The organism is Roseimarinus sediminis (genome assembly GCF_050433125.1).
Taxonomy (GTDB): Bacteria; Bacteroidota; Bacteroidia; order Bacteroidales; family Prolixibacteraceae; genus Roseimarinus; species Roseimarinus sediminis.
On record NZ_JBNPXV010000002.1, the window covers coordinates 154,539 to 178,005 of the forward strand.

Annotated in this window: 14 protein-coding genes; 5 read left to right on the top strand and 9 right to left on the bottom strand. The window is 47.6% G+C overall.

Going from position 1 to position 23,467, the window contains the following annotated elements; all coding sequences use genetic code 11:
* Positions 1 to 285: 285 nt before the first annotated feature.
* The 3 genes from FHS86_RS03660 to FHS86_RS03670 all read right to left on the bottom strand — a co-directional run bounded on the left by FHS86_RS03660 (position 286) and on the right by FHS86_RS03670 (position 4,131).
* Positions 286 to 2,187, bottom strand: coding sequence for a pyruvate carboxylase subunit B (locus FHS86_RS03660; RefSeq protein WP_429411254.1), 1,902 nt, complete (start codon positions 2,185 to 2,187; stop codon positions 286 to 288).
* Between the two features lie 93 nt (positions 2,188 to 2,280).
* Positions 2,281 to 2,508, bottom strand: a complete 228-nt coding sequence (locus FHS86_RS03665; protein ID WP_429411256.1) for a hypothetical protein — start codon at positions 2,506 to 2,508, stop codon at positions 2,281 to 2,283.
* A 66-nt stretch (positions 2,509 to 2,574) separates the two neighbouring features.
* On the bottom strand, positions 2,575 to 4,131 hold the full coding sequence (locus FHS86_RS03670; protein ID WP_429411258.1) for an acyl-CoA carboxylase subunit beta: 1,557 nt from the start codon (positions 4,129 to 4,131) through the stop codon (positions 2,575 to 2,577).
* Positions 4,132 to 5,119: 988 nt separating this feature from the next.
* Between FHS86_RS03670 and FHS86_RS03675 the strand changes: the two genes are divergently transcribed.
* Positions 5,120 to 6,130 carry a methyl-accepting chemotaxis protein gene (locus FHS86_RS03675; protein WP_429411260.1) on the top strand — a complete coding sequence of 337 codons (1,011 nt, stop codon included), beginning with the start codon at positions 5,120 to 5,122 and terminating at the stop codon, positions 6,128 to 6,130.
* 178 nt (positions 6,131 to 6,308) lie between these two features.
* On the opposite strand, the gene FHS86_RS03680 is transcribed toward FHS86_RS03675, so the two are convergent.
* Complete coding sequence (locus tag FHS86_RS03680; RefSeq protein ID WP_429411262.1) at positions 6,309 to 7,499, bottom strand: aldo/keto reductase; 1,191 nt, start codon at positions 7,497 to 7,499, stop codon at positions 6,309 to 6,311.
* Between the two features lie 245 nt (positions 7,500 to 7,744).
* Here FHS86_RS03680 and FHS86_RS03685 point away from each other — a divergent pair, with 245 nt between their 5' ends.
* Together FHS86_RS03685 and FHS86_RS03690 are read left to right on the top strand one after the other, a co-directional pair.
* Positions 7,745 to 9,856 (top strand): TIM-barrel domain-containing protein, encoded by a 2,112-nt coding sequence (locus FHS86_RS03685; protein WP_429411264.1) that lies wholly within the window; start codon positions 7,745 to 7,747, stop codon positions 9,854 to 9,856.
* A 353-nt stretch (positions 9,857 to 10,209) separates the two neighbouring features.
* Positions 10,210 to 12,360 (top strand): hypothetical protein, encoded by a 2,151-nt coding sequence (locus FHS86_RS03690; RefSeq protein ID WP_429411266.1) that lies wholly within the window; start codon positions 10,210 to 10,212, stop codon positions 12,358 to 12,360.
* 1,213 nt (positions 12,361 to 13,573) lie between these two features.
* On the opposite strand, the gene FHS86_RS03695 is transcribed toward FHS86_RS03690, so the two are convergent.
* The 5 genes from FHS86_RS03695 to nikR form a co-directional block, all read right to left on the bottom strand.
* Complete coding sequence (locus FHS86_RS03695) at positions 13,574 to 14,272, bottom strand: urease accessory protein UreH domain-containing protein (protein WP_429411268.1); 699 nt, start codon at positions 14,270 to 14,272, stop codon at positions 13,574 to 13,576.
* A gap of 12 nt (positions 14,273 to 14,284) precedes the next feature.
* Positions 14,285 to 15,022, bottom strand: a complete 738-nt coding sequence (gene larB, locus FHS86_RS03700) for a nickel pincer cofactor biosynthesis protein LarB (protein ID WP_429411270.1) — start codon at positions 15,020 to 15,022, stop codon at positions 14,285 to 14,287.
* Between the two features lie 79 nt (positions 15,023 to 15,101).
* Positions 15,102 to 16,286, bottom strand: coding sequence for a nickel pincer cofactor biosynthesis protein LarC (gene larC / locus FHS86_RS03705; RefSeq protein WP_429411272.1), 1,185 nt, complete (start codon positions 16,284 to 16,286; stop codon positions 15,102 to 15,104).
* A gap of 26 nt (positions 16,287 to 16,312) precedes the next feature.
* Positions 16,313 to 17,140 (bottom strand): ATP-dependent sacrificial sulfur transferase LarE, encoded by an 828-nt coding sequence (gene larE, locus FHS86_RS03710; protein ID WP_429411274.1) that lies wholly within the window; start codon positions 17,138 to 17,140, stop codon positions 16,313 to 16,315.
* 37 nt (positions 17,141 to 17,177) lie between these two features.
* Positions 17,178 to 17,579, bottom strand: a complete 402-nt coding sequence (gene nikR / locus FHS86_RS03715; protein ID WP_429411276.1) for a nickel-responsive transcriptional regulator NikR — start codon at positions 17,577 to 17,579, stop codon at positions 17,178 to 17,180.
* A 200-nt stretch (positions 17,580 to 17,779) separates the two neighbouring features.
* Here nikR and FHS86_RS03720 point away from each other — a divergent pair, with 200 nt between their 5' ends.
* Positions 17,780 to 18,889 (top strand): T9SS type A sorting domain-containing protein, encoded by a 1,110-nt coding sequence (locus FHS86_RS03720; RefSeq protein ID WP_429411279.1) that lies wholly within the window; start codon positions 17,780 to 17,782, stop codon positions 18,887 to 18,889.
* Between the two features lie 56 nt (positions 18,890 to 18,945).
* The gene (locus FHS86_RS03725; protein WP_429411281.1) at positions 18,946 to 23,427 is read left to right on the top strand and encodes a CotH kinase family protein; all 4,482 of its coding nucleotides are present in this window, start codon (positions 18,946 to 18,948) and stop codon (positions 23,425 to 23,427) included.
* The last annotated feature ends 40 nt before the right edge of the window (positions 23,428 to 23,467 follow it).

The window sequence follows — 23,467 nt, forward strand, 5'->3', positions numbered from 1 at the left end:
TGGGACTCGAACCCACGACCTGCTCATTACGAATGAGCTGCTCTGCCAACTGAGCTAAAGAGGCTTATGGGGCGAATGTATTAAAAATAAATATTACAGTATGCAGTGAAGCCCTGATTTTTCTTTTTTTAATATAAAATTTAGTTCTCAACAAATCAAAGACAGCAGCTATTAAAAAAGGATGTCAACCCGAACGGATGACATCCTTTTTAATAATAAGCTATTGAGAATTTTTCGCATTTGCAGCCCTTCCTTTATAGATGAGCAGCGCAAAGTATTCTGGCTTTAGTTTTCGATCACCATCAGCACATCACCTTTTGATACTGAATCTCCGGCATTTAGTCTGATCTCCTTTACAATTCCGCTTGTGTTCGATGCCAGATTGTTCATCATTTTCATGGCTTCCAGTACCACTACCGTTTCACCTTGCTCAACCTGATCACCAACCTGTTTTTTGTATTCTACAATCATGCCAGGTATACTCGCTACAAGCTGGCCATTGCCGGGGCTGTTGATGTGTTCGCTTTTTTTCTGTTTTCGTCCTGCAAAACGTGGTGCTGCAACGGCATTTCGATCGTTGATTTCAACCGTGAAAGTTTCACCATCGACCGTTACTTCGAGTTCACGTCCATTGCCTTTTCCCTTTGAACTTAGTTCGCCCGACAAGGCTTTGGCAATCAGTTCCTGTTCCTTTTTTACCTGGCGGAGTGTTTTTGGCTTTACTTCTTCGGGAAGTTCTTCCATTCCGTATTTCCATTTCAGAAAGCGCTTGCCGGTAACGGGGTAAAGGGCGCAAAGTACAAGGTCGTCTTCGTCGCGTGCCAGGTCGCCAAACTTTTCCCTCACTTCGTCGAGTTCGGGTTCGAGTATGCTGCCTGGTCTTACATCGATGGGCTGATTACCACGCGAATAATCCAACAGGGCTTTCTGTTGCAGCTCAGGGTTGATTTCACGGGTTGTTTTTCCGTACAAACCGAAGCAAAGATCTTTGACTTCTTTGGTGATTTGGGCGTATTCTCCTTCTTCCTTGTCGAAAAGTACGTTGTTAACAGTTTGTACGCCAACAATCTGAGAAGTTGGTGTTACCAGTGGAATATTTCCCAGGTCTTTGCGCACTTTGGGAAGCAAACGAAACACCTCGTCCAGTTTATCGAGGGCATCCATGGCCTTTAGCTGATTGACCAGGTTCGAAAGCATTCCTCCCGGTGTTTGGTGCAACAACACGTTAATGTCGATGATCGAATATTTTGGATTGTTGTCGAGGTGACGGTACTTGGGGATGTATTTCTCCATCTCGTCGGCAATGGCTGTTATTTTTTTAATGTCGATGCCCGAATCGCGGTTGGTACCCAGCAGAGACATAATGATGGGCTCCACTGCCGGATGCGACGTGCGGTAGGCATAAGGGCCGATGCAGGTATCCACGATGTCGACGCCTGCTTCGATGGCTTTAAAAATGGCCAGGTCGCCCATGCCCGAGGTGAAATGGGTGTGCAGGTTCAAGGGGATGTTGGTGAATTTTTTGATTTCACGCACCATGTTGTAAATGTCATAAGGTGCGATGAGGCCTGCCATGTCCTTAATACAGATTGAGTCGACACCAAAGGCAACCAGCTCTTTTACCTTGTTCAGGTAATAGTCCATGTTGTACACTTCGCCCCCCAGTCGTGGTTCAGTAAGCGTATAACAAACAACACCCTGAAAATGCTTTCCATTGTCTTTAATGACTTTGGCAGCAGTTTCAAAGTTTCGGTAATCGTTCAATGCATCGAAGCAACGAAAGATGTCCATGCCATTGTCGATTGAACGCTGCACGAATGCTTTGACCACATCGTCGGCATAGTTGCGGTAGCCTACCACGTTCTGTCCGCGCAACAACATCGAAAAAGGGGTTTTGGGCATGTGCTTTTTCAAGGTTCGCAGGCGCTCCCACGGATCTTCGCCCAGAAAGCGGTGCATGGCATCAAAACTGGCTCCGCCCCATGTTTCTACCGAATGATAACCAGCATTATCGATCATCTCGGCTACCGGAAGCATGTCTTCGGTGCGTCCACGGGTGGCAAACAACGACTGATGCCCGTCGCGCAGGGTTACATCGTTTATCTTAATGGGGTTTTCTGCTTTTGGCCGATCGGCGGCATAAGAAACAGGTGTCATTTCCAACACTCCATGCTTGTCGTATTTCATTTTTGTTCCTCCAGATTAATTCATTTCCGGCGCTTGCAAATTGCTTTCGAAACAAAGGATTTTAAAGCTGCCGGGAAAAATTGATTACTGTTATTAAATCAAGACTTTAGGTTCTTCGTTTTTGAACAGGTTACGTGGTTTTTGAATACTTCCCCTGTGTTGAATCATTCGCTTCATATTCATGTGGATGGCTTTTCCTGCCTGATTCCATCCAGTCCCGGCCTTGACCGATGTCTCGGCCTTCAATGCAGTTTTCTCCTGTTCGATATAATAGGCTACGGCAATGGCCACTGCTTTTTTAATTTTTTCCTCTCTTGTCATCTTCTTTCTTTTTTCTGATCAAAATTGCATCGCTGACTACCTATGATTTAGTATTCATTGTCAATGTTAAAGTGGAATATTTCCATGTTTTCGGGGGGTGCATACTTCGGTTTTTGTGTGTAAGGCTTCCAGTGCATCGATGAGTCGCATACGGGTTTCGGACGGGATGATTACTTCGTCGACATAGCCCCTTTGCGCTGCCAGGTACGGCACGTTGAAAAGTTCTTCGTACTCCTTTATTTTTGCATCTTTCATTGTTTTTGAATCTTCGGCCTCGCTAATCTCTTTTCGGTAAGATGAAATCACTTCTACGGCACCCTTGGCTCCCATTACAGCTATTTCGGCTGTAGGCCATGCAAATACCATGTCGGCGCCCAGTGGTTTTGAGCACATGGCAAGATAGGCCCCGCCGTAATCTTTGCGCGTAACCACTGTAAACTTGGGAACGGTTGCTTCGGCATAGCTCCAAAGTAATTTAGCCCCGTGACGAATAATTCCGTTTAACTCCTGCTGAACACCAGGCAGATAACCCGGAACATCGACGAAAGTGACCAGGGGAATATTGAAAGCATCGCAGGTACGCACAAAACGGCTGATTTTATCGGATGCATCAATATCGAGACAGCCGGCCTGCACCAGTGGCTGATTGGCAATTATTCCCACCGATTTGTTGTTCAGACGTGCAAAGCCAACGATGGCATTGGTCGCGTAATGTTCATGTACTTCGTAAAAATCACCATGGTCGATAACCGACTCAATTACCGCTTTCATATCGTAAGGCAGCTTCGAATCGTCGGGGATGATGGTATCCAATTCGTCACAGCTCCTTCCAGGATCGTCGTTCATCAACAGTTCGGGGGCTTCTTCCATGTTGTTGGCCGGAAGAAACTGCAGTAACTCGCGGATTGCTTCGATGGTTTCCTCGTCGTTTTCGCAGGCAAAGTGAGCGTTCCCGCTTTTGGTGTTATGAGCCATGGCTCCCCCCAGTTCTTCAAAAGTTGTTTCTTCGCCGGTTACCGTTTTAATGATGTAAGGACTGGTAATGAACATGTGACTTTTTTCCTTGACCATGAAGACAAAGTCGGTCATGGCCGGAGAATAAACAGCTCCACCAGCGCAGGGGCCCATAATAGCCGATATTTGGGGAATAATGCCCGAAGCCCTTGAATTGCGCATGAAAATATTTCCATAGCCATGAAGGGCGTCGACCCCTTCTTCGACCCGGGCACCGCCCGAGTCGTTTAAACCAACCACAGGTGAACCTGCTTTTATGGCCAGGTCCATTATTTTACAGATTTTGGCGGCGTGCATCTCACCAAGCGAGCCACCACGGGAGGTGAAGTCCTGTGAAAAAGCAAAGACGGTGCGTCCGAAGACTTTTCCATGCCCGACAATTACTCCGTCGGATGGGATTTCTTCTTTTTCTAATCCAAAATTTACCGACCGGTGTTTGACCAACATATCAATTTCACGGAAGGTGCCTTCATCAAATAATAAATCGATGCGTTCACGGGCGGAGAGTTTGCCTTTTTGATGTTGTTTGGCAATGCGGGCTTCTCCTCCCATTTGCTTCACCTCTTCACGTTTTCGTTTTAAGAGTTCAATTTTGTTCGATACACTCATTCTTTTTTATTTTAAAAGATTGCTATTTGGTCTACTGTCAGTAATTTCAGGGTGTGCTCCCCGTTTTTTAACTGGCGGCAAAATATCAATTTAAGGCAAAAAAAATGGGTGCTATTTGTCATTTTGGTCTCGCGCTATGGCTGGAACGCAGGTCATTCGACCAGCTAAGAAAATTTGTTTTGAAAGTTCAACTGATTATTTAAAATCTGACTTGTCTGTTTGATTAAGGTACTGATTGAAAGTTGTTTTATAACAAGCTGTTTTATAGCATAAAAATTGATGTGTTTTTCAATTTTTAGACTTTATTGTTTTTTTCTTCTATTTATCGATCATTGAGATTAAGCACAAAGATTAGGGTGATTTTGTTCTGTTAATTTAATATTATATCGAGAAAACTAGATATGTAATATGGGTCAAAACTATAGATATAGAATACGCATTTATAATTAAGGATGAAGGTATTTTTGTTGCTTTAAATGAGGTAATACTTGACATGACTTGTTTTATTCATTCCCGCTCCGTTGTCTTTGATTATGGATGTGGTTTGTATCCCTTTCTGAAAGTAATAAACGGGTAAGGGTAGCACAAAGGCGGTCAATTTTTTCCAAATCAATGTTGTCATCCTTTATCAACTTCATATTCCAGTTCCGTCAATTCATGTTCAATGAGCTGCAAAAAGATGTCCTTCTCTTTTCTTTTGAAGCGCTTACTTATTTTTAGAATATTTTCCATGCAACTTAGTCAACATGATGAGTGAGCAAGTTATGTATAAATATTTAATGGTGTTTTTGTGTGCTTTTGTGATTTGTTTGTGCTGTACGTTGTTTTTAAGGGGTGTGTTTGTATTTTGTTATAAAACAATTCAGTCAGGGTTGGTTGAGGTGGGGTCTGTTAAGAAAATAAGAATAGATATTTCGACATGACCCCTTTTTTGTTGCGGTTCGGTTTTGTTTGGCTATGTTCGTATTCTACTTTAAACCGAACCAACATGATGAACACCTTCAACCTGCTGTTAAGCGGAGCGCTGCTTGTGTGTATGCTGCTTCTTTTACTATTGTACATTAAAAACAGAAAGCTTCGAAACGAGTGTAAACGCTTTGAGATGAAAGCAGTGGCCGCTTTGAGAATCAATGAGACTGAAGCGGATACTGCCAGGGATGAACGCTGCCGTATGAACGAAGTACTGGCCAGTTTGGTATTGCAAAGCCCCAATGCCATTATGTTGATGGACCGCGATGGGAACATTGAACTGATCAACGAGGGCTTTACCCGGATGTACGGTTATACTTTCGACAATTTTACCAAACGTTTGGGAAGCAACTACCGGCAGACTTCGTTCAGCAACGATGTGGAATATCGGATGGAAACGGTGTTGCGTACCCGCCTGCCTTATCGCTACGAAGCGCTTAACATAACCAGCGAGGGAAGGGAAGTGTGGACACAAACGGCCCTGGTGCCAATTGTCGATGAGCAGGGTGAAGTGGTAAAACTGGTGACCATCGATACCGACATTCACCAGCGGGTGGTGAAAAGCGATCAGCTGGCGGCCGAAATTGAAGTACTGAAGGGACAGACTGATGAGCTGCTCGAACAGTTCAGGTACCTGCATCAGGTGTTTTCGGGTTTGTTCGAAAGCATTAATCAGCTGCAACATGCTACGGGTGAAAGTGACCAGATTCTCCGTTTTATTCGCTCAATATCGGATGAGACGAGGATACTGGGCTTTAATGCGTCGATTGAGGCAGCCAGGGCAGGAGAGTATGGACGAGGGTTCAGGGTAATTACCAACCAGATCATCGGCATTTCGCACAATACCATCGACAGCATCAACCAAATTGATACAATCATACACCGCATTGGTAAGGGGCAGGAGGAGCTGCTGGGGCGCAAGCAGGAATCGGAACGGCGTATCGCCCATTTTTACCAGCTGGCAATGCAACTGCGTGAAGCGTTGCACGATATTGAAGACGCGGTGACGGCGTTCAAGTCGTTGACTTAATGCACAAAGGCGGCTTGTACTGCGGCCGGGCGGACGCGGAAAGCTGCACACCTTGGCGGCAGGCTGCGAACGGCAGCGAGGAGGCGACCGGAGGGAGCCCCCGCAGCGCCTGTGAGCAGGTGCCGGTAAGGCGTGCACTTGCAGCGGGAGACCGATGAGCCGCCCTCACTTTTCCTTTCTACGTTTTTTTTGTCGCGGGATCGACATAAAGTGCCTTGTGGGTGCTTTCAATCAGATGGCGCAGGGGAATGTTTTTGGGGCAGCGACTCAGGTCGATGAGTTCCATGTTTTCACTGGTTGGAAAAGCGCCGGGCACCCAGTGGCCCTTGCCCTCGAAGGCGTTGTAACGAGTGCGTGCAAACTGGTCCATGTCGTAACAAAGTGCCAGCCGGCGCAGGCGAAGTACCTCGGCGATGTTGATGCCCGAAGGATCGTTTTGCATGCTGTAGCCGTCGAAAGCGCTGTAGGGGTCGCTCAGCAGCTGCTCGTCGAGGCGGTGTTTGATCAGGGCATCGGTGGGCGAAAGTGGGATTTGTAACGGGAATATGCCTCTGAGCAGTTCGAAGCTGGCCGTTTTGGGCAAGCCAAAAGTAAGCGTATGAATGGCCGGGTGGCTCAGGCAGAAGCGGGCATTCCACTGCAGGGGATGCAGCGGGTCAGTGAGTCTGCTCAGTTTGGGCGGCGGATTATACAACTGACCGCCTTTGTCGTTGGGCGAAATGATGAACACGCCCATGTCGTAACATTCGGCCAAATCGATGGCGGCCTTGTTGCGCTGAAAAAAATAGTAGTAGTGCAGATTGATGAAGTCGAACATTCGGGTTTCGATGGCCCGGATGATTACATCGAGCGGGGCGTGAGTACTAAAACCCACATGGCCGATGATGCCTTCGTCCTTCATGCGCAGCAGCTCTTCGACCGGACCGCCTGGTGCACAGGCCGTTTCGAGCAGTTCCTGCGTGTTGATGCCGTGCCAGGCGTAAAAATCGATGTAGTCGGTCTGCAGGTCTTTCAGCTGCTCTTCAAGCATCCGACGCGTAGCTTCAGCACTTTTCGGATGCCCTTTGGTCATGAGCAGGTAGCTGCTGCGTGCTTTGTTTAGTTCCTGATTCAGTACCTTGCCATAAAGCGTTTCACTTTTGGTGTAGCCGTAAGCCGTTTCTATCATATTGATGCCATGATCGAAAGCCTGCTGAACCGTATCGCGACATTCGTCAAGCGTATCGGCAGGGATTTCATGACGGGGCTCCTTCCAAACATTTTTATAGCGCATGCCTCCGAGGGTAATGACGCTTACCTTTTTTTCGGTTTTGCCAAAACGACGGTATTCCATTGCAGCGCTAAGTGGTGATAGTTGGCTAAAATCCATGCATCCTGTTTTATGGGTCAAATTTAGCAATTGATAACAGTACAGCCAAAGCATTGTTTAGTGTTGGCCGAAAGCAGGTAGTACCGGCTAAAGCAATTGTTGCCCCCCAAAAAAAAAGCGTGTTTTGTTATGATAAGAATGTTTGCTAATTTCAGGCAATCAATAACTACGTTAACATGATGGCCGGCAATGGAATTTTGCCGGCAACTCAGTAATGACCAACGATAACTTAATTTATACAAGCAATGAAAATTAAACCAGCTAAAAAAGTACGCGGCATACAACCGTTCGCCTTGGTGTTGTTCGCAGTGTTAATCAGTTCGTGCAATGGAACTTCCGATTTGGCGGTGTACACAGGCACTGACCGGGATTTTAGTACCATTGGCATCCAAAATCCCTATGGTGCAGGCATCGTATTCAGGGGCAGTGAAAACAGCGGTGCTGTGGCTTATGTAGCCAAGGGCGATACCGTGTGGCTGAAAGGTGAAATTGAAAAAAGCCGCCATGATTTAAGCACCACTTATGCATGGGAGCATGACGAAGGAAAAATCATTCTTGATGTAAAAGAAGCAAATGGAAATCTTGAATTTGAATTTAAGGTCGAAAATGAAGCTATCAAACCTGAAGCCTGGCTTTTAAATTTGGAAGCCGGAAAGGATGAATACTTTACAGGAATTTTTGAGCGCGTTGTCGACGGCCGGCAGGATGAGTCGTGGCGCGAAGGCATCACCACGGGTTTGAATTTGCGGGGCGAGCGCATGGATGTAAAGCTGAAACCCACTGTTTCGGCCTATGCTCCTTTTTTCATCTCGTCGGAAAACTATGGTTTTTCAGTCCATGGTACCTGGCCGGGAGTGATCGATTTTTGTCGCTCCAATCCCGAGCTGGTGCAAATTGCCTTCGAAGGTCCTTCGTTTGCGTTTACCCTTATCAGCGACGAAACACCCGCTGCCATTGTTCAACAGCATGCCCTGCAAAGCGGTCCTCCCCTTGTTCCACCTAAATGGGCCTTTGGTCCCTGGCGCTGGCGCGATGAGCATGTTCATCGTACAAAATACTATGACGGGTCGAAGGTTCATGCACCTTATAACTCCGAAGTGGCCGAAGACATCCTGCTGATGGAAGCCTATGGCATTCCTTGTACCGCCTACTGGATCGACCGTCCGTGGGCCATCGGCGATCGCGGTTTCAGCGATTACATGGTTGATTACGAACGCCTGCCTAATTTTGAGGCCATGATTCCCTGGCTCGATTCTAAAGGGATTGCCACCATGTTGTGGATAGGCCCCTGGGTGATGGGCGACATGGCTCAAACGGCCGAAGAACGCAACTATCACCTGGTGAGCAAGAAATGGATTGGCGACGGTCAGGTGTTGATGGACTTTTCGAATCCTGAAGCTTGCACCTGGTGGGGTGAAAACGGTCCGGCCAAACTGGCGCGCATGGGCGTGAAAGGCTACAAGCTTGATCGTGCCGATGGTGAAAAACTGGTCGATTCGTTGCATCTGATTGCTGCATCGGGCAAAACCTACCGTGAGAATTTCAACGACTATCCGCGTCAGTATGTGAAGGCAACTTACGAAGCCGTGCAACCGATTTTGGGCGACGACATGCTGCTGTTTCCGCGTGCACAATACACCGGTAGTTCGCGCTATGGTGCCTTGTGGGCTGGCGATACCGGCAACTCGGATGAAGGACTGCGTTCGGCATTGATCGGGATGTTGCGCTGCTCAGTGATGGGCTATCCTTTCTGGGGATCGGACACCGGCGGCTATCCCAAACGAATTGAAAGGGAAGTGACGCTGCGTTGGCTGGGCTTCTCGTGCTTCTCACCACTCATGGAAGTAGGTCCGACCAATAATCTCGGATTCTGGGGAATGAACTATGAGCCATCATTTGATCATGAATTGCTTGCCGCCTGGCGATTTTATGCCCAGCTGCGCATGCACCTGGTCGATTATCTGCATGCCCATGCGGTGATGACCGGGAAAACAGGAATGCCACTGGCACGGCCGCTGTTTCTCGAATATTTCGACCAATCGGCTGCATGGGAAACCTGGACCACCTACAAACTGGGCGACGATCTGTTGGTTTCGCTCATCTGGGAAGAAGGAAAAATAAAGCAGGATGTTTATTTGCCGGCTGGCGAAAACTGGATTGATCTTTGGTCCGGACAGGAACATGCAGGCGGTCAGTGGCTTGAAGTTACAGCAGCCCCGCATCAAATTTCTGTCTTTCAGAAAAAGGGAAGCAGTTTGCAATTGCCCGATCTCGAAAGCTTATACAACGAGTCGTTCGAAGCTACTTCGGTACGCCACGATATGAATGAACTGGAAAAGAAAGAGGGTTGGAAGTAAGCTAATGCAAGACAAAAGATAAAAAGACAAAAGACAAAAGACAAGAGATAAAAAGATAAAAGGTAAAAAGACAAAAGATTGGAGACGGGAGACAGGACACAAGACGCAAGACACAGAATGGAAGAGCGGCTGATCGTGTTGTAGAGAAAAGGCCTGGCGGAAGAATGAGTGTGCGGTGAAATGCGACGTAGTGCTTTGTTATGGTTGTAATGTTATGCTCTTTATTTAAAAAAGGCCGGGTTGTCAGGTGCCTGACAGCTCGTTGATGGTTTTATCTGGTAAACCAGAAAGCTGGATTTTTACAGGCTGATTTTGGCACTCAACAACTTGTTAATTTTTTTAATTGGATTGCTATGAGAAAGTTTTTTCATGGAACTTTGATATTTGGCTTTGTTTTGGTGTTACTGGCTGCCTGTTCGCCGCTTGAAAAGGAAACACTGATCGATCGCAAGGCTTTGGTGAACCGCAATAATGTTGTGGTAGAGGGCTTCGATTCGCTGGCTTCGTTGTCGGTAGGAAATGGCAACTTTGCCTTTACCACCGACCTTACAGGGCTTCAGACTTTTTACAAAGAGTATGAAAACGGAGTGCCTTTGGGTACGCAGTCGAACTGGGGCTGGCATTCAGTTCCCAACGAAGCCAACTATCGCATGGACGAAACCCTGAAGTATTTTGAAGTGGAAGGAAGACAGGTTCCGTACCGGCATCAGCTGAAGTCGAACCCGAGAGCCGAAGCTGCCTGCAATTATTTCAGAGCCAATCCACACCGCCTGCACCTGGGCATTATTGCTTTGTGGCTGGTAGATGAAAAGGGTGAAACAGCAGCACTGGAAGACATCAAAAATGCGACTCATCATCTCGACCTGTGGAGCGGAAAAATTACAAGCAACTTTGAATTCGATGGCCATCCGGTTCAGGTGGAGGTATTTGCACATCAGGATGTCGATTTGCTTTCGGTCAGGATTCAGTCACCCCTCATTACCCTGCACCGTCTGGGTGTTGAGTGGAAGTTTCCTTATGCCAAGGCCGAACACAGTCATCCCGGCTACGATTTTACTTCGCCCGAAAAGCATCGATCGCTTATGAATACCATCGCCGAAAACAGGGTGGTGCTTGAGCGCCGTCTCGATACCACCCGTTACCGGGTTGCTATACAGTGGAAGGGCAGTGGGCAGCTTACAGCCGAAGGAGCACATCACTTTCGCCTGCTCGATGGTGGTGACGATGTGCTGGAATTCAGTACCTTGTTTGCACCGTCGGAAGTGCCCGAAGTGCTTCCTGTTTTTGACGAAACGGCCCAAAACAACGAACTGGCCTGGCTCGATTACTGGAGCAACGGTGGCATGGTCGATTTTTCGGAATGTACCGACCCGCGTGCCCGTGAGCTGGAACGCCGGGTGGTATTGTCGCAATACCTTACCAAAATACAGAGCACCGGAACTTTGCCCCCGGCTGAAACCGGCCTTACCTACAACAGCTGGTTCGGAAAATTTCACCTTGAAATGCACTGGTGGCATGTGGCCCATTTTGCCCAGTGGCAGCGGCCACAGTTGATTCAGCCTCAGCTCGATTATTATTTTTCGTTGCTCGATGTTGCCCGTCAAACAGCTGCCGATCAGGGCTACGAGGGCGTGCGCTGGCCCAAGATGATTGGTCCCGAAGGGGAGAACAGTCCGTCGTCGATCGGTTCGTACCTTATTTGGCAGCAGCCGCACATTATCTGGCTGGCCGAGCAACAATTCAGGGTACGGCACGATAGTGCAGTACTGCATCGCTATGCCGGGCTGGTGTTTGAAAGTGCCCGTTTTATGGCAGACTTTCCCGTGTGGAACGACAGCGAAGGGGTTTACGACCTGCAGGCACCGCTGATTCCGGCTCAGGAGCATTGGGATGTTGAAAGCACCGTGAATCCGCCTTTCGAACTGGCTTACTGGTACTGGGGCCTGAGTACGGCGCAGGAGTGGAGAAAGCGCCTGGGGTTGGAGCCCGACGAACAATGGGAAGAGGTAAGGATGAAGCTGGCAGCACCCGATCAGGCCAATGGTGTATACCTGGGAATTGAAGGAGCAAGCGATTCGTACAAAGATCCTGAGCTGATGCGCGATCATCCCATGGTGCTGGGCGCCTACGGCATTCTGCCCGAATGGGACCAGATCGACCCCGACATCATGCGTTTTACCATGCACACCATTGCCAAACGATGGAACTGGCAGGCCACCTGGGGCTGGGACTATCCCATGAGTGCCATGGCTGCGGTACGTTTGAATGAACCCGATATGGCCCTCGATTTTCTTTTGAAAGATGTACAAAAAAACACCTACCTGAAAAACGGCCACAATTATCAGGACGAAAGATTGAGGATTTATTTACCGGGCAACGGCGGACTGTTACAAACCGTGGCCATGATGTGTGCAGGTTGGGAAGGCTGTGAAAGCACCAATCCCGGCTTCCCCGACAATGGCAAATGGAAGGTGAAATGGGAAAATATTTCTCCGGTGTTTTAAGGGACATTGAATCATTATCGGTCATTCTGAAAGTGAGATGGATTGAAGATTGAATATAAAAGTAACCAGATAAAAGAAAAGATATTAGATAATAGACTTTAGATAAGACTTTAGAAAATAGATAAAAGACTATTACTTTAAATCAAATAGAACGAAATATTAATTGCTTGCGCTGGCCAGAAACAATCAGGGCGAAATAAAAATCCATGCACTCACCTTATTCCCTGTCATGCCGGCAATAAGTTATAGTTACCGGTTTTGAGACATTAACGTAGCGCTTCCTGTATTTTTCAATTGTGAACGAAGTCGTTTTGTTGAGTACGGTATCGATATTTCTGAAAACCAGCCCGAAAGTGAACTGAAATGCGGTTTAAGCTTCAGGTTTTGATCAATGGACTGCAAAAAGAGTTCTAAAGCTGAACTCAACGCTTGTTGAGACCTGAAAGAAGTATTTTTTGAGCCAACAAAACGTAATGACGCCTGAAGGACGTCTTTTTGGCTTCGCGAAACGTGTTGAGACGCTCAGAAAAATTATTTCAACATTCAACACATAAAAAGTTGCCGGAAATAATTATTTCAGGCAACTTTTCGCGTGTTGAGCGCCCAAAAACGTTTTTACAGGTCCGAAGAAAAATATTTTCCTGCTTTAGAACTCTTTCAGCCAACTCGCGATGGTGTAGGCGCAAAAAAGAGCTTTTTCTGCATACTTTTTTGTTGTGACGGCAGTTTATACGTCAAAAATAAGCCACGAAGTGTGTTGCTGTCGATTTAAACGACTTTCAGGCAAGTTGTACTGTGGAGATGGTTAAAAAGTGAACATCTTGTTAATACACTTTTTATTATCAATTCAACTTAGCGCCTTAGCGTCTTTGCGAGCTTTTTTTCACGCAAAGACGCTAAGGCGCTAAGTTGTTGTTGTGTTAATGCCCTGTCATAATCGCTACCAGTATCATGGGATTGAAAAGGGACTGAAAGTGAGATGGATTGAAGATTGAATATAAAAGAAACCGGATAAAAGAAAAGATATTAGATAGTATACTTTAGACAATAGACAATTAGATGAAAGATGGGGCATAAAAAAGGTGGAGTGTTAATTTTTTTCAAATCCGGTTTCGATTATGCCTGCTGTCGTGCAGTCGTTATGTCTTTCTCTTTTCTCAACCTCAACCTCAACCTCAACCTTAACCTTAACCTTAACCTTAACCTCACTCCCTTACCAGCCCAAAAACTGCATGGCCAAACCAGCCAACAGTATCATCATGCCGGCCACCAAATGAAGGTATTTTTCCCTTTGTTTGATCCTGATTAGCGAGTAGCCTTTGTAGCCCAGAAAAACAATGCTTAGCATGGTGCCCACGGTGGCAAGTCCAAAAACGATGCTCACGGCGGCAATTCCCAGTGTGTTGTGCTCTGCTGCCGGATAAATGAGCAGCGGGATCAGCACCTCGCATGGGCCAAAAACAAAAATTAAAAAAAGAATCCAGGGGGTAAGCCGGGTAGTATCTTCACTGTTGCTGTTGATTTTTGCATGCTGCCATTCGCGTATTTTTTTGGGAACCATGAAGGCAGGCAGGTGGTGATGGCCGCCATTCCGGAGAAACAGGTAAAGACCGTATACCGAATAAAGGACACCAAAGGCAATGAGCAAAAGGGCAACCACATCGCCACGCCGGGCTTCGATGCTTTCGAGTTGCGAAAGGCTGATCCCAAGAGCAATGCCGGCAATGCCCAAAACAACCGACCCGGCTACATGGCCTACTCCCGAGATGAAAGTAATCCAGAGTGTTTTTTGCTGCGTCCAGTTGCGGGCACGGCTCAGTACAATAAAAGGCAGGTAGTGGTCGGGGCCCAGCAGGGTGTGAATAAACCCGAGCGATGCTGCTGTAATTAAGAGGAGGTAAAGGTCGTTCATGCTTTGTTGTTGTTACAGTTGATTGATTAATGAAGCCTGACAGGCAGCTCCGAAACCGTTGTCGATATTCACCACCGAAATGCCGCTTGCACAGCTGTTGAGCATGGCCAGCAGTGCTGAGAGTCCCTGAAAATTGGCACCGTATCCCACGCTGGTAGGTACACCAATGACCGGTTTATTTACCAGGCCGCCAACCACGCTGGCCAGCGCGCCTTCCATGCCGGCCACCACAATGACCACCCTGGCTCCCGTTATAAGGTCGAGCTTGTTAAACAGCCGGTGGATGCCGGCAACACCAACATCGTATACGGTCTCAACGCGGTTGTTCAGGAAGCGCGCTGTAACGGCTGCTTCTTCGGCTACCGGCAGGTCGCTGGTTCCGGCGGCCACAATGGCGATGTAGGAAGCACCCGGAACTGTTGCCCGGTGTTTGTAGCTGATGGTGCGCGCCAGCTCGTGGTATTCGGCATCGGGAACGTAGGCTTTAACGGCTTCAAACATTGCGGCATTGGCCCTGGTAGCCAGAATATCGGTCCGGCTTTCGTACAGACGGCGGGCAATCTGAGCTACCTGTTCAACTGTTTTCCCTTCGGCATAAATGATCTCGGGCATGCCGGTACGGCGCAGCCGGTCGGTATCGATGGTGGCAAAACCTAACTCGGCAATCCCCCGGCTTGAGAGCATTTGCAGTGTTTCGCCAAGCGACTGATCGCCGTTTTTGTAGCTTTCGAGCATTTGCTGTAGTTCCATATTTAAAAATCTATTTCACTTTTTTAACTGGCTGTTTGGCGAATGTGCACAAGCGCAGCAGGCAAAAGCGAGTGGATGATTAATCGTTATTTTTCAGTTGTTTAAGTACTTCTTTTTCGATCCGATCGATGGTGGTATCATGCTCGAGCGCCAATTGACGGCATTGCTCAAATTCAGCTTTGGCATGAATCGCCTGGCCCCTGTAGTAGCTCACCTTGACAGCAACATCACCAAAACGGGTGGTCACTGTTTGGCTTTCACGCGGCAACAAATGCTTTTGAACAGGATACTCGCGAATACCCAGCGAAGTGCTGTGTTCAAAAATGATGCTTTTCAGTTTTGAACTTTCAGTTGGGCTTGTCAGTACCGAAAGCTGATTGGCCGGACGCGATTTCTTCATGATGATAGGGCTTACCCAAACGTCGGCAGCACCGGCTGTGAAAAGGCGGTCGAAAAGATCGCTGTAGCGCTCGGGGTTCATGTCGTCGATGTTACATTCGAGTACGGTGGCTGATTCACTGAGCACGCTGTCGGATGCATCGTTGGTTTCCGAAAGATAAAGCCGGAGGATGTTGGGCACCTCCGAAACATCGCGCTGACCAATGCCATAGGCTGTTTGGGTGATGTGGAAATTGATATTTTCGGTAAATTCATCGACGGTGGCTGCCAGGATGGCTGCTCCGGTTGGGGTGGTGGCTTCGTGATTGACCAGCCCGGTTTTTACAGGGATGTTTTCAAGAATCAGGGCAGTGGCCGGTGCCGGAACGGGCATGATGCCGTGGGCACATTTTACGGTACCTCCGCCCAGTTGAACCGGCGATGAAAGTACTTTGTCGATTTTAAGGGCATCGAGACAGATGGCGGCTCCAACAATGTCGGCAATGGAGTCGAGGGCGCCCACTTCATGAAAATGGACTTTCTGTACGTCGATGTTGTGAACGCGCGCTTCGGCTTCTGCAATTTTCCGGAAGATGGACAAGGCCATGCTTTTCACTTTTTCACTCAGGCTGCTGCCGTTTACTATTTCTTCGACATGACGCAGATGGCGGTGCTTTTCATTGTCGGGATTTTCAATCACAACCGTGGCTTTGGTGCCCGAAATGCCGCGTCGAAGGTCTTTTTCAATTTCGATATGAAAACCTTCAATATTTAATTTTTCAAGTTCGTTTTTCAGATAGGCAGCATCAACGCCCAGGTCAATCATTGCTCCCAGATTCATGTCGCCGCTGATGCCTGCGAAGCAGTCGTAATACAGTATTCTCATGGTGGTCTTGTTTTAAAATGCAGTTTTTATTTCGATTGGATGACTCGGTTGAGTTTGCCCGAAACGAGCCCTTCCTCATCAATTACACAGCTTTTAAATCCAAGCGAAATGATTTTTTCGCTGATCTCATCGCTGACAGGTTGTAATCGTACCAGATCTTCTTTCTTTACTTCGATCTTTCCGTAGTCGCCGTAGTGCCTTACTCTTACGTCGGAAAAGCCGTAGCCGTTCAGGATTTCTTCGGCCTGCTCTATTTGTCGCAGTTTTTCGCGGGTAACCGATTGATTGTAGGGAATGCGGGAACTCAGGCACGGACTGGCCGGTTTGTCCCAGTTGGGAAGGCCAAAGTAGCGCGCCATTTCACGCAATTCACCCTTGCTGACCTTGCAATCGACCATGGGGGACAGCACGCTGAATTGCCGTGCAGCATCGATGCCCGGCCGGTAATCGCCCAGGTCGTCGAAGTTGGTGCCGCTCAATACGTCAAAGCCGGGATATTGATCAGTCAGGGCGCTTAAATCGTGAAACAGGTGTTCCTTGCAGAAAAAGCAGCGGTTCACCGGATTCTGATTGTAACGTTCATCCTCCAGCTCGTTGGTTTTTATCACTTCGAGTTGAATATCGAAATCACGGCAGAAAGCCTGTGCCAGTTCATAATCGCTCGTCTTCAGACTTTCGGAATTTGAGATGACGCCGATGGCTTTTTCCCTGCCCTGAAATTTTCGGGCCAGATACAGTACCAGACTGGAGTCAATACCGCCCGAAAAGGCGACAATCGAACCCTCGCGCTGACTGAACCAGTCTTCGAGCTGTGTTAGTTTTTGTTGTACGGTGTTGCCTATCTTGTTGTTCATATTTGAATTTTTCAGGTAACTAATATTGAAAAGATAATTAATGGGCCCGGGTCATCGACAGTTTTCCATGCTGAATTCCCTTCAGGCTGATCAGTTGGTCACTTAACGAAGTGAGCCGTTTAGCGATCCCTTTTACAGCGATGATTTCGAGGCACTTGTTTTGTTCAAGCATGAAACGCTGCACCGAAAGAATTTCATCAAAAAAAAGATCATAAATTGAAGTAAGCTGATTTAAAACTTCCCTTTTGTGTGGATCGTAAAAAATATTGATGCTGCCGGCGACCTGATTGTTGCACTGCCACTTGTGTTCAACCAGATTTTTGTTGATCAGATGTCGAATGGCTTGTGAACGGTTGGCAAACTGGTTTTCTTTAACAAACTCGTCAAGCGCTTCCAGCAATTCCTGTTCTATAGATATTCCAAATCGTGAAACGGTCATCGTAGCATGAATATTTAAATTGGTAACACCCCAAAGTTAGAAAATAACCCTTCGTTTGTATGTTTTGTTGCTGAAAAATGTAAAAAATGAATAGAATATGTTAAAGATTAAACAAAAAGCCCTTTTGATGTGTCTTATCATTTCTATTTAAGCAGGAAATGCTTTCATTTGCTGCTTGTAAAACAGGAAAACTTTAAACTTTGAGAAGAAATATATTATTTGCCACCGCTGTCATGGCCTTATGGTTTCTGGCCGGCAGTTGGGGATATACCGGCCATGACAAAATTGTCAGGAATTCGCTCAATTCATTCAATGAGCCGATGGGGAATTTTGCTGTCTGGATCGATGGGGTGGCAAGTCACTCGGGTGACCCCGACCGTCGAAAGTCTTGGGATGATAGTGAAGGAATCAAGCATTACATCGACATCGACAATTATGACGAGTACAAGCAGAATGGCTTTATTTCGCCCGAATACGACACTTTGGTGGCGCGCTATGGCGAGCGCTTCGTAAAAGACCAGGGAACCTTGCCCTGGGCTACCATGGCCAGCTACGATTCTTTGGTTTCGACCCTTCAGCGTCGTGATTATGAAAAAGCCCTGCTTTTTGCCGCCGACTTAAGCCATTATGTAGCCGACGGACACATGCCCCTGCATCTTACGCGCAATTACAACGGGCAGTTCACAGGGAACACGGGCATTCATTCGCGTTATGAGTCCGACATGGTCAACCATTTTGTTGATCAGCTTGTTCCCGGTGGGGAAGAAGTGCTTAAGGCAGAAGATATTCAGGAGTTTATTTTTTCATACATGTACCCTAATTATCCCTTGCTCGATTCGATTCTGAATGCCGACGATTATGCCAAAACGGTCAGTTCAGATACAAAGTCTACTGCCTACCGTAACGCTTTGTGGGAATATACCAACGAAATGACCATCGACCTGTTTGCATCGGCCTCGCATGCCTTTGCTTCCTTGTGGTACACGGCCTGGCTCGAAGCTGGTTCACCCGACATTACCCGTTCGGTTTCGAAGGCACTTGAAAAACCCTTCATTTTCGATATTCAATCTCTTATACTCGATAAGGCAGACAGCTTGCTGAACGTTACTTATCAACTGGACAAGGCAGGTGTGGTGGAATTTGAAATTCTGAGCCTTTCGGGTGAGCTGCACAAGACTGAAAAGGTACAAAAGCAAGGAGAAGGTTTGTATCATATTCAACTCAATGTTCATTATCTGTCGAAAGGGGTTTATTTGTTAACCATGACCGGTGATGGAAAACTGTCGGTCGAGAAGTTTGTTATTCCTTAGTTGCTTCCTTTGGGGCGCTTTTCAGTTTCGGGTTCATTTCCAGCTGTAAATAGAGAATGCAAGGAATAACTATCTTTGTTGGCATGTTGAAATACCTCTTTTTTGTACTTTTAAGCTTATTCTGTCTGGGTTTTGCCCGGGGCGGAAGCCTGGTAATCAATGAATTCATGGCGGCCAACAATGGTGCTGTGAGCGATCCCGATTACAACGAAAGCTCCGACTGGATAGAACTCTACAATGCCGGAACAGTCGATGTAGATCTGGGAGGATACCGTTTAAGCGACAAAGTCAGTGATTCATTAAAATGGATCATTCCGGTCAATACTACCATCAGGGCAGGTGAATTTCTGCTCATTTGGGCCGATGGAATGAGTCAGGGCCTGCATACTTCCTACAAATTATCGGCCGCAGGTGAGGAGCTGGCGCTTTTTTCACCCACGGGAACGATCATTGATTCAATCAGCTTTGGCCCTCAGGAATCGGATGTTTCGATGGGACGTATCCCCGATGGGGCTGAACAATGGGGATATTTCATTGCACCAACTCCGGGAGCTCCCAATATCAGTCCCAATTTTGAGGGTTTGGTGCTGAACCGGCCTCAGTTTTCTCCTCCGGGAGCCATCTATCATCAGAAACAGCTTGTTCGCCTGTCGAATACCTTTGGCGGCAGCATTCGTTATACTACCAACGGAAGTGAGCCTACAGAACAATCAGCACTTTATACTCAGCCCATCGAAATCAGCAGTACGACCGTACTGCGTGCGCGTATTTTCAGAGAAAACGAAGTTCCGGGTGAAATCATTACGCATACTTATTTCATCGACACTGACGATTCGATGGGAGAACTTCCTGTTGTATCGCTGGTCAGCGACCCCGATAATTTCTGGCACCCCGAAAAAGGGATTTACGTTCAGGATTTCAAACCGGAGTGGGAAGTACCGCTTAATATCGAATTTTTTGAAAATGATGGCAGCGATCGGGCGGCCTTCAATGAAAAAGCAGGTACGAAGGTGAATGGCCTGTATTCGTGGCAGCTTCCACAGAAAATGCTGGGCATTTATTTCAGAAAAGCCTATGGAAAGGGAAAACTTGATTTTCCACTGTTTTTCGACCGTGAGCGAACCGCCTTTGATTCATTTGCTTTGAGGGCTTCGGGCAGCGACTGGTCGTACACGCTCTTCCGCGACGGCCTGGCCCAGTCGCTTACTGCGATGAACATGGAAGTCGACTACCAGGGCTTCAGGCCTTGTGTGGTGTATGTCAACGGCGAGTACCTGGGCATTCACAACATCCGTTCGAAGGTCGACAAAGACTTTGTTGTTGAGAATCATCAGCTGGGCGACACACCGGTCGACATGATTGAATACGAGGAGTATGTCGAGGAAGGCAGCATTGATGCCTATGCTGCTTTCGAGGATTTGTACCACAACGATTTATCGGTACAGGCAAATTACGATGCAGTGGCTGAGCAGATGGACATTGAGAATTTCACCGATTTCATCATCACCGAAATATATGTACGTAACACCTCGGTCGATCACAATGTAATGGCATGGAAACCCCGCGAAGGTGGGAAATGGAAATGGATACTGATGGACCTCGACCGTGGTTTTTTCAAGCCCACCGAGAACAAAATTGACTATTACGCCGAAAGAAATGTTACGCCATTTAACTACCTGCTGCAAAACGAAGGATACCGGAAGTATTTTGGACGCCGGCTGTCCGATCATCTGTTAACAACCTTTGCTCCCGAAAGGGTAAAGAGTGAAGTGGATCGCTTCAAAAAAAACATTGAAAATGAAATTCCCCGGCACATCACCCGATGGGAAGGGACCACCTCGAATTATGGCGATGCCCTGCCATCGACTGACTACTGGACTGAACAGCTTGAAGCCCTGAAATCGTTTGCCGGAGTAAGGCCCCCGGTTTTGCTTGCCGACCTCGAAACGTATGGTTTCGAACAGGCCATTCCCCTTTCATTAACAAGCATTCCTGCCAATGCAGGCCAGCTAAGTTTCAATGGATTGCATGTTTTAACAAGCACCGTTGCAGGTGCCTATCCTGGCAATGAACTCATTGAACTTGAAGCCAAAGCGCAGGCCGGCTATCGTTTTAAAGGCTGGGCCGGGGGAAGCATGCTTTCCTTCATCGAAGCCGAATCGACATGGAAATATTACGACCATGGGACTTTGCCTGCCAGCAACTGGGCCGATCCGGATTTCGACGACAGCAACTGGTCGCAGGGCCAGGCAGAACTGGGCTATGGCGACGACGATGAGAATACTGAAGTTGCATACGGCGGCGATTCCCGTAATAAATACATCACCACCTGGTTCCGTAAAACCTTTCAGGCAGAAAGTGAAAACCTTACCGGGCTGCAAATACAGCTAAAGTGCGACGACGGGGCCGTGGTGTACCTTAACGGCAAAGAACTGATGCGTAAAAACATGCCTGAGGGAGCAGTCGATGCTGATACAAGAGCACTTGTAGCCATTGGCGGAAGCAGTGAAGATGAATTTACCCTGTATCATTCGGGAAGCGATGCCTTGATCGAAGGGACCAATGTATTGGCAGTTGAGGTTCACCAGGCCGGAGGCAGCAGCAGTGATATCAGCTTCGATTTGAGCCTGAGTGCCATCGTGCGCAGCGAAGCAATTGTGGAAAGTGATCGGTCGTTTTCTTTTTCTCATCAGGAGGAAAAGCACCTCTTTGCACTTTTTGAAAGTGATGGAAGCTGCCTGGTACCCGATACCATCGATCAGGAGTTGGTGCTCAGCCAATCCTGTTCACCTTACAAGGTGCCGGCCGATGTGTGGATTGCACCCGGAGGAAAACTGATTGTTGAGGCCGGTGTTGAGCTGCATTTTTCCGACGGGGTAGCAATTACCATCAACGGGGCAATGGATGTTATAGGAGAAGAAGGAGCGCCGGTGGTCCTGATGAGCGATCCTGCAAGTGAGCTTCAACGATGGGGCTTTCTGAATTTTGTAAATGCCGACACTTCAAGATTGAACAGGCTGATTATTGAAAATGCATCGAAAGGCCAGCATCCCTTAAAGGAATGTGCTGCCATTGCTGCCTTCAATTCGCTTGTGTACATCGACGGGCTGACCATCGAAAAGGTGCATGCCAACCCGATCATGGCCCGCTATTCCGATATCCGGCTTATTAACAGCAAACTCCATTCGGCCATTACCGGCGATTTGATCAATGTGAAATACGGAAAAGCTTTGATCGATGGCTGTGAGTTCGTAGGAAATAAAATGCCAGACACCGATGCCATCGACTACGATGATGTGACCGACGGTGTAATCCGCAACAGCATGATCCGTGACTTTCATGGTTTCAACAGCGATGCCATCGATATTGGGGAACAGTGCAAGAATATACGAATCGAAAATGTGCTGGCCTACAACATTACCGACAAGGGCATATCGCTTGGACAGCAGTCGACCGCTCACATTAATTCCTCGGTGTTTGTCAACTGCAATCTTGGCGTTGCCATCAAGGATTCAAGTCACGTTGTCATTGATCGGTGCACCTTTTATGCAACGGGTACAGCCATTGCCGCTTTCGAGAAAAACCCGGGCGATGCAGGTGGCAATGCAGTGGTGACGAATTCCATATTGTCGAACTCCTACGATCAAAGCTGGCTGGCCGACCAGCATTCGTTTGTCGATATCACTTATTCGCTTTCGGATAATGATGCCTTGCCGGCAGATAAAAACAATTTATTGACCAATCCGCTCTTTGTCGCTCCCAATGTGTTTGATTTTCAGCTGGCAGCTGTTTCGCCGGCAAGAGATGCCGGTACCGATGGAAATATTGGGGCCAATGGAAACTGGAAAGTAATGGCTGGAATGCCTGTGATTTCATCCCTGCTTTACGATCCGGTTTTAACAGCCGGCAATATTGAGTTAGTCAGCCTTACCAACCCGGGAGAAGTAGACATTGATCTTTCAGGCTTTCGTTTTACCCGGGGTGTTACTTTCACTTTTCCTGAGGGTACGATACTTGAGCCGGGGCGTTCGCTTTATTTGAGTGATGATGCCTCGTCGTCCTTCTGGTTGGAAAAGACGGCCCGTGTTTTTCAGTGGGAAAGCGGGCGGCTGGCCAACGAAGGGGAGCGAATTCGACTCGAAAGCCCGGGAGGAATTGTGGCCGATCAGCTCAACTACCTGCCTTTGGCTCCGTGGCCTGCGCTTAATAAGGAAGAAGGGATCGAGCTGGTCAATTCAGCACTGGACAACCACTTTGGGGAAAACTGGACAACGGTGAATGTCGGACTGATGGTTGGCCGTGAAGTAATCAACCAGACGGCTACAATGACCTTTTATCCCAATCCTACCCGCGGAGCCGTATACTTCGATCGGCAGGACTTCGAAGGTAAAATTGCAATTTTCAATGTGATGGGGGAATTGGTGAAAACCATTGAGGTGGATGCTATGCAGGGAAAATTTTCGATGGATGAGCTGCCCAATGGAGTGTATCTGCTTCAAACGGCTGTTGGCAGCCAGCGTATTCTGCTCTTGCATTAAATACAAAAGGGCCACTTTTTAAAAAGCAGCCCCTTGTTTG

Excerpts from the sequence above, each read along its gene's own strand:
- FHS86_RS03660 (WP_429411254.1), bottom strand. The coding sequence starts at position 2,187 with ATGAAATACGACAAGCATGGAGTGTTGGAAATGACACCTGTTTCTTAT.
- FHS86_RS03665 (WP_429411256.1), bottom strand. The coding sequence starts at position 2,508 with ATGACAAGAGAGGAAAAAATTAAAAAAGCAGTGGCCATTGCCGTAGCC.
- FHS86_RS03670 (WP_429411258.1), bottom strand. The coding sequence starts at position 4,131 with ATGAGTGTATCGAACAAAATTGAACTCTTAAAACGAAAACGTGAAGAG.
- FHS86_RS03675 (WP_429411260.1), top strand. The coding sequence starts at position 5,120 with ATGATGAACACCTTCAACCTGCTGTTAAGCGGAGCGCTGCTTGTGTGT.
- FHS86_RS03680 (WP_429411262.1), bottom strand. The coding sequence starts at position 7,499 with ATGGATTTTAGCCAACTATCACCACTTAGCGCTGCAATGGAATACCGT.
- FHS86_RS03685 (WP_429411264.1), top strand. The coding sequence starts at position 7,745 with ATGAAAATTAAACCAGCTAAAAAAGTACGCGGCATACAACCGTTCGCC.
- FHS86_RS03690 (WP_429411266.1), top strand. The coding sequence starts at position 10,210 with ATGAGAAAGTTTTTTCATGGAACTTTGATATTTGGCTTTGTTTTGGTG.
- FHS86_RS03695 (WP_429411268.1), bottom strand. The coding sequence starts at position 14,272 with ATGAACGACCTTTACCTCCTCTTAATTACAGCAGCATCGCTCGGGTTT.
- larB (WP_429411270.1), bottom strand. The coding sequence starts at position 15,022 with ATGGAACTACAGCAAATGCTCGAAAGCTACAAAAACGGCGATCAGTCG.
- larC (WP_429411272.1), bottom strand. The coding sequence starts at position 16,286 with ATGAGAATACTGTATTACGACTGCTTCGCAGGCATCAGCGGCGACATG.
- larE (WP_429411274.1), bottom strand. The coding sequence starts at position 17,140 with ATGAACAACAAGATAGGCAACACCGTACAACAAAAACTAACACAGCTC.
- nikR (WP_429411276.1), bottom strand. The coding sequence starts at position 17,579 with ATGACCGTTTCACGATTTGGAATATCTATAGAACAGGAATTGCTGGAA.
- FHS86_RS03725 (WP_429411281.1), top strand. The coding sequence starts at position 18,946 with ATGCAAGGAATAACTATCTTTGTTGGCATGTTGAAATACCTCTTTTTT.